The sequence below is a fragment of the Pseudomonas sp. SIMBA_068 genome, from assembly GCF_046534705.1.
GTDB lineage: Bacteria > Pseudomonadota > Gammaproteobacteria > Pseudomonadales > Pseudomonadaceae > Aquipseudomonas > Aquipseudomonas putida.
In genome coordinates this window covers 1-303 of the sequence record NZ_JAWRYI010000270.1, presented here as the reverse complement: position 1 = coordinate 303, position 303 = coordinate 1, and the positions used below count along the sequence as shown (strand labels likewise).

Sequence of the window (303 nt, the reverse complement as noted above, 5' to 3'; positions counted from 1 at the left end):
CAACGTAACGGCGCTGCCCTTCGGCATATAAGGTGTCGAAAGCGAGCGAGGATTTGCCAGAACCCGAAAGCCCGGTCACGACAATGAGCTTGTCGCGGGGGATAACGAGGTTGATGTTTTTGAGATTATGGGTGCGGGCGCCCCGAACTTCGATCTTATCCATTCACCTTTCCCGGATTAGCAGCACTCACCGCGCCTTGCCGACACGGCCAGAATAAACGTGTCATTATGGCACAAAAAATAGACTGAATAAATATCCAGTACTCTCAGCCTCCGGCGCGCAGCGGATTAAAACTGGAACCC

General features: G+C 52.8%; 1 protein-coding gene. It reads right to left on the bottom strand.

Features of this window, described 5'->3' with window-relative positions; translation table 11 throughout:
- Positions 1-163, bottom strand: a 163-nt coding sequence (locus tag SB756_RS29145) for a hypothetical protein (RefSeq protein WP_171768182.1), incomplete at its 3' end; no start/stop codon positions are given.
- Between the last annotated feature and the right edge of the window lie 140 nt (positions 164-303).